This window comes from Pseudonocardia sp. N23, assembly GCF_002583555.1.
Taxonomy (GTDB): domain Bacteria; phylum Actinomycetota; class Actinomycetes; order Mycobacteriales; family Pseudonocardiaceae; genus Pseudonocardia.
On record NZ_BEGX01000036.1, the window covers coordinates 22,842 to 30,848 of the forward strand.

Sequence of the window (8,007 nt, forward strand, 5' to 3'; positions counted from 1 at the left end):
CCCGGACGGGCCGCGCCGGGTAAGGTCGGCGCTGCGTCGACGCCGGCACGGACCCGAAGGAGGGGCACGTGTGAACGTGGCGCAGGCAGCGGCCGAGGTACTCCGCCGAGAAGGCGTCGAGCACCTGTTCGCCTATCCGCTCAACCCGCTGATCGACGCGGCGGCCGCCGTGGGCATCCGGCCCGTGATCGTCCGCCAGGAACGCATCGGCATCCACATGGCCGACGCCGTCAGCCGGCTCACCGACACCGTCGGCGTCTTCTGCATGCAGGCCGGACCCGGTGTCGAGAACTCGTTCGGCGCCGTCGCCCAGGCCTTCGCCGAGGGGATCCCGCTCGTCGTGATCCCCGGCGGTGCGCCGCGGGCGCAGACGTGGGTGCAGCCGGCCTTCAACGCCGCGCTGAACTTCCAGCACGTCACCAAATGGGCCGAGCAGGTCACGACGGGGGCCGGGCTGGTCCCGGCGCTGCGGCGCGCGTTCACCCAGGCGCGCAACGGCCGGCCCGGGCCGGTGCTCGTCGAGATCCCCGCCGACGTCTGGGCCGAGGAGGCCCCCGGTGTCGACGGCCACGTCGCGTCGGGACGGGCCCGCAGCGCCCCCGACGCCGCCGCGGTCGACGCGGCCGTCGACACCCTGGTCGCCGCGGACCGACCGCTGCTCTACGCCGGGCAGGGCGTGCACCACGCCCGCGCCTGGACGGGGCTGCGTGAGCTGGCCGAGCTGCTCGAGGCGCCCGTCACGACCAGCCTGGAGGGCAAGAGTGCCTTCCCGGAGACGCACCCGCTCTCACTCGGCTCGGGCGGTGTCGCGATGCCGCGGGCGGTGTTCGAGCACGTCCGCGACGCCGACGTCGTGTTCGGCGTCGGTGCCAGCTTCACCGCGACGGGTTTCGGGATCCGCTTCCCGACCGCCGGGAAGACGTTCGTGCACAACACCGTCGACCCCGTGGACCTCGACAAGCACGTGCCCGCCGCACACGCGCTGATCGGCGACGCGGGCCTCACCCTCGCCACGCTGACCGACGCCGTCCGCGAACGCGTCCGGGGTCCCCGCGGCCGCGTCGCCGAGGTCACGGCCCGCATCCGGGCCCAGAACGACCCCTGGCTCGCGCAGTGGCGGCGCCACCTCGACAGCGACCAGACCCCGCTCTCGCCGTACCGGGTCATCCGCGACCTGATGGCGACGGTCGACGTCGCCCGCACGATCATCACCCACGACGCCGGCAGCCCCCGCGACGAGCTGTCCCCGTTCTGGCGCACCGAGGCCCCGCACACCTACCTGGGCTGGGGGAAGTCCACCCAGCTCGGCTACGGCCTCGGGCTCGCCATGGGCGCCAAGCTCGCCCGGCCGGACATGCTGTGCGTCAACGTGTGGGGCGACGCGGCGATCGGCATGACCGGGATGGACCTCGAGACGTGCGCGCGCGTCGGGATCCCGATCCTGTCGGTCCTGCTCGACAACTCCGCGATGGCGATGGAGGACCGGATCATGGCGCTGTCGCGGGACCGCTACGGCTCCACCGACATCTCCGGCGACCACGCCGCCATGGCCCGCGCGCTCGGGCTGCACGCCGAACGTGTGACCGCACCCGACGACATCGTGCCCGCGCTGCGCCGCGCGATCGCCGCGACCGGGACGGGGACGCCCGCTCTCGTCGCGTTCGTGACCACCCGCGACAAGCTCTACTCGACCTTCGACTCGTGAGGGGTGCCCACATGGGGACATCGATGCGCGCCGCGCAGCTCGTGGCACCCGGCCGGATCGAGGCCGTCGACGTGCCGGTACCCGTCCCGGCCGCAGGTGAGGTGCTCGTCCGGTCGAGCCGCGGCTCGATCTGCGGCAGCGACCTGCACATCGTCTTCGACGGGTTCCACCGCGGCGCCTTCCCCGCCGCGCCCGGCTTCCCCGGCCACGAGGGCGTCGGGGTGGTCGAGGAGTCCCGCGACCCGGCGTTCGCCCCCGGCGACGCCGTGCTGGCGGTCCCGGTCCCGCGTGATGCCCGCTGCTTCGCACAGTGGCAGGTCGTGAAGGCGAGCTCGCTCGTCCCGCTGCCGCACGGTGGTGACCGGCACCGGCTGCTCATGGCCCAGCAGCTGGGCACCGCGATCTTCGCGATGCGCCGCTTCTGGCCGCCTGCCGTCGCCGGGCCCGCCGAAGGCCGCACGATCGCGATCTGCGGCGCGGGCTCGGCGGGCCTGTTCTTCACCGCGCTTGCCCGCCTCGCCGACTTCGCGACGGTCGTCGTCGCCGACAAGGCTCCCGTCCGGCTGGCGATCGCCGCCGACTACGGCGCCGACGTCGTCGTGGACGTGCGGGAGTCCTCGTTCGTCGATGCCGTCATGGAGACGACCTCCGGGCTCGGCGCCGACCTGGTCGTCGAGGCCGTCGGCTACGACGAGACCCGGATCCAGTGCCTGCAGGCCGTGCGCACCGCGGGCCGCGTCGGCTACTTCGGCTTCCCCGAACGGCCGGACGGCCCGTCGACGTGGTCCTACAACGACGCCTGGGTCCGCCGCCCGACGATCGAGCACTCCCACAGCACCCAGTCCGAGCCGGGGCTCACCGCGTTCCGCGAGGCCGTCGGCCTCATCCACTCCGGTGCGGTCGACGTGACCCCGTTCCTGGACCCGGTGTACCCCCTCGACCGGGTGCAGGAGGCGTTCGAGGCCGCGCGCGACCGGCGGGGCGGCAAGATCGCGGTCGATCTCACCTGACACCGGCGGCGACGCCGCCGCGGTGGACCGGTGCGGCAGCGGCGGCGCGCAACCCGCCAACGGCCCCTTGACATGATCTTGCGCGGTCTTCAATATTGAAGACGGCCTGGTGAGGGTCACAATCTCGCGAACAGATCGCCGTTGCCGACCGGTTCCCGGATACGGCGACGTGCCTCGTGATCCATTCCCGCACACGATGTGATCCATTCCGCCACACGACCGGTGGGCGAGCTCACCTGCAGGAGGTCCGATGCTGAGCAGGCTCGACAACGAGACGATCTGCAGGGTCGGGAAGGGCACTCCGATGGGTGACCTGATGCGCGAGTACTGGGTGCCGTTCGCTCTCGCCACGGAGATCGGGGCGGACTGTGATCCCGCCCGGATCATGGTGCTCGGCCAGCGGTTCCTCGCGATCCGGACGACGTCGGGGATCCCGATGCTGATGGACGAGGAGTGCCCGCATCGTGGCGCGTCGATGTGGTACGGGCGCAACGAGGACGAGGGGATCCGCTGCGTCTACCACGGCTGGAAGTTCGACGGCGGCGGCCGCTGCGTCGACATGCCGAACGAGCCGCCGGGCAGCAACTTCAAGGACAAGGTGCGGCTCCCGACCTACCCGGTCTCCGAGGCCGGCGGCCTGCTGTGGGCCTACCTGGGCCCGCGCCCGACACCGCCGTCCATGCCGGGCTTCGAGTGGATGGGCGAGGACAGCGAGAGCGCCGCCTGGGCGTTCCAGCGCGAGTGCAACTGGCTGCAGGCGCTCGAGGGCGACATCGACACCAGCCACTTCGGTTTCCTGCACGTCGGGCACGCACAGCCCGGCGACGCCCCCGAGGACTCGTTCCTGCGCTACGCCATCGAGGACCGGGCGCCGCGCTACAAGGTGCTCGACACCGAGTTCGGCGCGACCTACGGGGCCTACCGGCCCGCCGGTGACGAGGACCGGCTGTACTGGCGTTTCGCGCACTTCCTGTTCCCCTTCTACACGATGGTGCCGACCGGGGTGCTCGGGACGAAGCTGCAGATCAGGGCCTGGGTCCCGATGGACGACAGCCACACGATGGCGTTCCACTCCGCGCCGACGGTCCGCCGCTACACGGCGCCGGCGTCGCAGAAGGTCGGCATCACGGAGCGGGAGGCCACCGCGACGGAGTTCCTGCCGAACACGACCGACTGGTTCGGCCGGTTCCGGATCACGGCCCGCCGCGAGAACGACCATCTGATCGACCGGGCGCTGCAGCGCAGCGGTGAGAGCTACACCGGGCTGGGCGGGGTCAACATCGAGGACCAGGCCATCACCGAGAGCATGGGCGACATCTACGATCGCACCAAGGAGCACCTGGGCAGCTCCGACGTGATGGTGATCCGGGTGCGCCGGCGGCTGCTCGCCGCCGCCCGCGCGCTGGCAGACGACGCCGTGCCGCCGCCGGCGGTCGACGCGCCGGAGGTGTACCGGCAGCGCTCCGGAGGGATCGTGCTCCCGGCCGACGCCGACTGGATGGAGGCCACGGCCGAGCTGCGCAGCGCAGGTGTCGAGCATCCTGAGCTCGACCCGAGCCTGGCCGGCGGCGCATGAGCGCACCCGTCGGAACCACCGGCCTCGACGAGTTGCTCGCCGTCCCGTACGTGATGGACGTGCAGGCAGTGCAGCGCGACGACGGTGACTGGGTCTGCCGGGTCAGCTACGACGAGCTTCCCGGGTGCGTCGCCGAGGGTCGCACACCGTTCGACGCGTTGACGCGGCTCGAACGGCGACGCGTGGAGATCCTCACCGATCTGCACCGCGCCGGCACCCCACCACCGCCACCACGCGCTCCGCTGCGGATCTAGCCACGACCGGTTCGCCCACGGCCCCGGCCTGCGGCGGACCCGGTCCGCCACGACATCCCGAACCCGAACGCGTCACCCACCACCACACCCGCGCCGCCGGCCACATCGGCAGCGGGGCGGGATCGCACGCGACACGAGGAGGCCCGACGATGCTGTCGGCCGAGGACAACGAGATCCTGACCCGGGTCGGTCCCGGGACCCCGATGGGCGAGCTGATGCGCCGCTACTGGACGCCGGCGTTGCTGTCCGAGGAACTGCCGAGTCCGGGCGGCGACCCGGTACGGGTACGGCTGCTGGGTGAGGACCTGGTCGCCTTCCGCGACCTCAACGGTCGCATCGGCCTCATCCAGGAGAACTGCCCGCACCGAGGTGCGTCGCTGTGGTTCGGCCGCAACGAGGGGAGCAGCGCTGCACCGTCGACGGCGGCAGAGGGGATGTGCGGGCTGCGGTGCCCGTACCACGGCTGGCAGTTCGACGTGGACGGTCGGTGCATCGACATGCCGTCGGAACCGGCGAGCAGCTCCTTCAAGGAACGGGTGCAGGCAAAGGCCTACCCGGTGCACGACTCCGGTGGGATCGTCTGGGCCTACCTCGGGCCGCGCGAGACCATGACCCCGTTCCGCGACTTCGGTACCGACTCCCTCGCCCCCGAGCACGTCACGGCGGGAAAGACCTTCAGCCCCTGCAACTGGGTGCAGGCGATGGAGGGAAACCTCGACACGTCGCACATCTCGTGGCTCCACCAGTACGACGCGATCTCCGAGCTGCCCGACGACGGGACGGACAAGCCCGGCTACAACTCGGTGGAGACGTCGTGGCGGATCTGGCGTCACGACCGGGCGCCGCGTCTGGAGGTCCAGGACGACTGGTACGGCTACCGCTACGCCGGCATCCGGACCTCACCCAACGGGCACACCCACGTGCGGATCACGGGGTTCTGCGTGCCCAACGTGACAACGGTGGCGGCGATCCCGTACCGCGGGCGGTTGAGCATGTTCGTCCCGGTCGACGACGAGAACTGCCTGCGCTACAACGTCGTCGCGCAGAAGATCGGCGACATGCACGGCTACGGGAGCGGCGGGAACCTCTTCGACGTGCGGAACTTCCCGTACGCACCGCAGACCCGACAGGGCATCCGGCCGCGCGAGTGGACGGCCGAGAACGACTACCGCATCGACCGGGACGCACAGCGGACGCAGAACTTCACGGGGATCTCCGACTTCAACAGCCAGGACCTGATGGCGACCGAGTCGATGGGACCGATCTACGACAGGTCGCAGGAGCACCTGGGCACCAGCGACCGGGCGGTGATCCGCATGCGGCGCATCCTCATCAGCGCAGCCAAGGCGCTTGCGGAGGACGGCACGCCGCCGCCCGCGCTGGCCGGGGACGGGCACGACTTCACGACGTTCCGTTCTGCGGAGAAGATCCTCGAGCCCGGTGAGGACTGGCGGATCCTCGGCACCGACGACGATCCGTTGGTCCAGGAGGAGATGCCGGCGCGGCGCTCGGCAGCGAGCGGCCAGGCCTGAGCGCCGGCTCCCGTCGGCACCTGCCCCGCCGCCGGTGACACGGCGGCGGCATCACGCGTGACCCGCGGCGCGGGACCGACCCCGCCCCGCGCACCACGCATTCCTCACCACGACCCGCGAGCCGATGGCGTCCCGCGAGATTGTGAGGCAAGCCGATGCACCTCAGACGTGTGTTCCGACGGTCCGCGCTCCGGTTGCAGGGGGTGCTGGCCCTGCTCGTGGCGGCGCTCCTCGTGCTCGCGGGGTGCGGGGCGAGCAACAACGCCCAGCCGGGCTCCGGCTCGTCCGGGATGGACTCCTCGCACCCCTTCGGTGGTGACCTCGCCACCGAGGGGACACCACAGCGAGGAGGCGTCCTGCGCTACGGGATGGACCGCGAACCGGTCTCGATGGACCCGGCGGTCCCCGGCTACCAGATCGCTGACTACGCCGTCTACGACCCGCTGTTCCGGATGAACGCCGCCGGGGACGTCACGCCCTACCTCGCGGAGTCGATGACCACCGACGACAACGGCGCCACGTGGACCCTGAAGCTGCGATCCGGCGTGATGTTCCAGGACGACACACCGCTCGACGCCGACGCGGTCGTCTTCAACGTCACCCGCCAGCAGCAGATGACGCGCTCACCCGGCAACGTGTACGCGAAGTGGGTCGCCAGGATGACCGCCGTCGACCCGTTGACCGTGCGGTTCGAGCTGACCCGGCCCGTCGGGGTGTTCGTCAACGCGTTCGCGCTGCGGTCCAACGACGGAACCCTGGGCCTCATGGCGTCGCCGACGGCGGTCAAGAAGTGGGGCGCGGACTACGGCAGGCACCCGGTCGGTGCCGGCCCGTTCTCGTTCGTCGACTGGGTGCCCGACTCCCGGATCGACGTGACGCGCTTCGACGGCTACTGGCGGAAGGACAAGGGGATGCCCTATCTCGACGGCATCCAGTTCCGGCCGGTGCCCGACACCGAGGCGGCCTACGTGTCGGTGTCCAACGGCGACCTGGACGTGCTGATCTGCTCCTACCAGACCGAGATCCTGCGCGGTTCGAACAACAAGGACCTGCGGACCTACTACTACCCGGGCAACGGCGGCGAGTACTTCTACTTCAACTTCACCAAGGCGCCGTTCGACGATCTCCGGATGCGGCAGGCACTGGTCGCCGCGCTCGACCCGAAGGCGATGAGCGTGACCCAGTACAACGGGTTCATGGACCCGGCCCAGGGCCCGTTCTCCGCCGACAGCCCGTTCTACAACGCCGACGCGGCCCAGCAGTACCCGCGCTACGACCAGGCCAAGGCGAAGGCGCTGATCGCGGACTACGTCAAGAGCGGCGGTGACCCGAACTTCACCCTCTCGACGGCCAACAACCCGACCCGCACCCAGTTCGCGCAGTTCGTGCAGGCCCAGATGAAGGCCGTCGGGGTGGACGTAGAGCTCGACCTGCAGGACCTCGGCACCTTCAGCTCGAAGGTCGTTCAGGGCGGCAACTTCCAGCTGTCGACGTGGGTGTCCGGCTGGCCGACGCCGTTCCCGTCGCTCGTGCAGCTGCTGCACACCGGTGGCAGCGGCAACTACGGGCGCTACTCCGACCCGCAGGTGGATGCGTTGCTCGACGACGCCGTGGCGACCACCGACAAGGCCAGGCAGCTGGCCGACTACCAGCAGGTCCAGGCCATCGCGGGCAAGGACCTGGCGATCGGCTGGTACAGCCGGGCCTACACCGGGATGCTCACGCGCGGCAACGTCAAGGGGATCGTCCTCGACATCCCGACGGGCGCGCAGGTGTGGGCGAACGCATGGATGTCACACTGACGGCCGGGGGTCGCCGGACCGGGCTCGACCCGGTCCGGCTGCCGCTAGGCTGTCGCGATGCTGTGACCCGGCCGCCCGCACCGGAGGCACCACCATGGCACGAGCGCCGATCGCCCGACCCGCGGGCC

General features: G+C 71.0%; 6 protein-coding genes. All 6 read left to right on the plus strand.

Annotation, left to right across the window (positions count from 1 at the left end):
• The first annotated feature begins 70 nt into the window (after positions 1-70).
• The gene (locus TOK_RS11995) at positions 71-1,705 is read left to right on the plus strand and encodes a thiamine pyrophosphate-requiring protein (RefSeq protein ID WP_098957926.1); all 1,635 of its coding nucleotides are present in this window, start codon (positions 71-73) and stop codon (positions 1,703-1,705) included.
• Positions 1,706-1,716: 11 nt separating this feature from the next.
• Positions 1,717-2,715, plus strand: coding sequence for a zinc-binding dehydrogenase (locus TOK_RS12000; protein ID WP_098957927.1), 999 nt, complete (start codon positions 1,717-1,719; stop codon positions 2,713-2,715).
• 250 nt (positions 2,716-2,965) lie between these two features.
• A complete protein-coding gene (locus TOK_RS12005) occupies positions 2,966-4,291 on the plus strand; it encodes a Rieske 2Fe-2S domain-containing protein (RefSeq protein ID WP_098957928.1) in 1,326 nt (441 codons plus the stop codon).
• On the plus strand, positions 4,288-4,545 hold the full coding sequence (locus TOK_RS12010; protein ID WP_098957929.1) for a type II toxin-antitoxin system HicB family antitoxin: 258 nt from the start codon (positions 4,288-4,290) through the stop codon (positions 4,543-4,545). Before TOK_RS12005 ends, TOK_RS12010 begins: the two co-directional genes overlap by 4 nt.
• Positions 4,546-4,694: 149 nt before the next feature.
• Positions 4,695-6,077 (plus strand): Rieske 2Fe-2S domain-containing protein, encoded by a 1,383-nt coding sequence (locus TOK_RS12015; RefSeq protein ID WP_098957930.1) that lies wholly within the window; start codon positions 4,695-4,697, stop codon positions 6,075-6,077.
• Between the two features lie 203 nt (positions 6,078-6,280).
• A complete protein-coding gene (locus tag TOK_RS12020) occupies positions 6,281-7,879 on the plus strand; it encodes an ABC transporter substrate-binding protein (RefSeq protein WP_253258333.1) in 1,599 nt (532 codons plus the stop codon).
• Positions 7,880-8,007 lie beyond the last annotated feature (128 nt).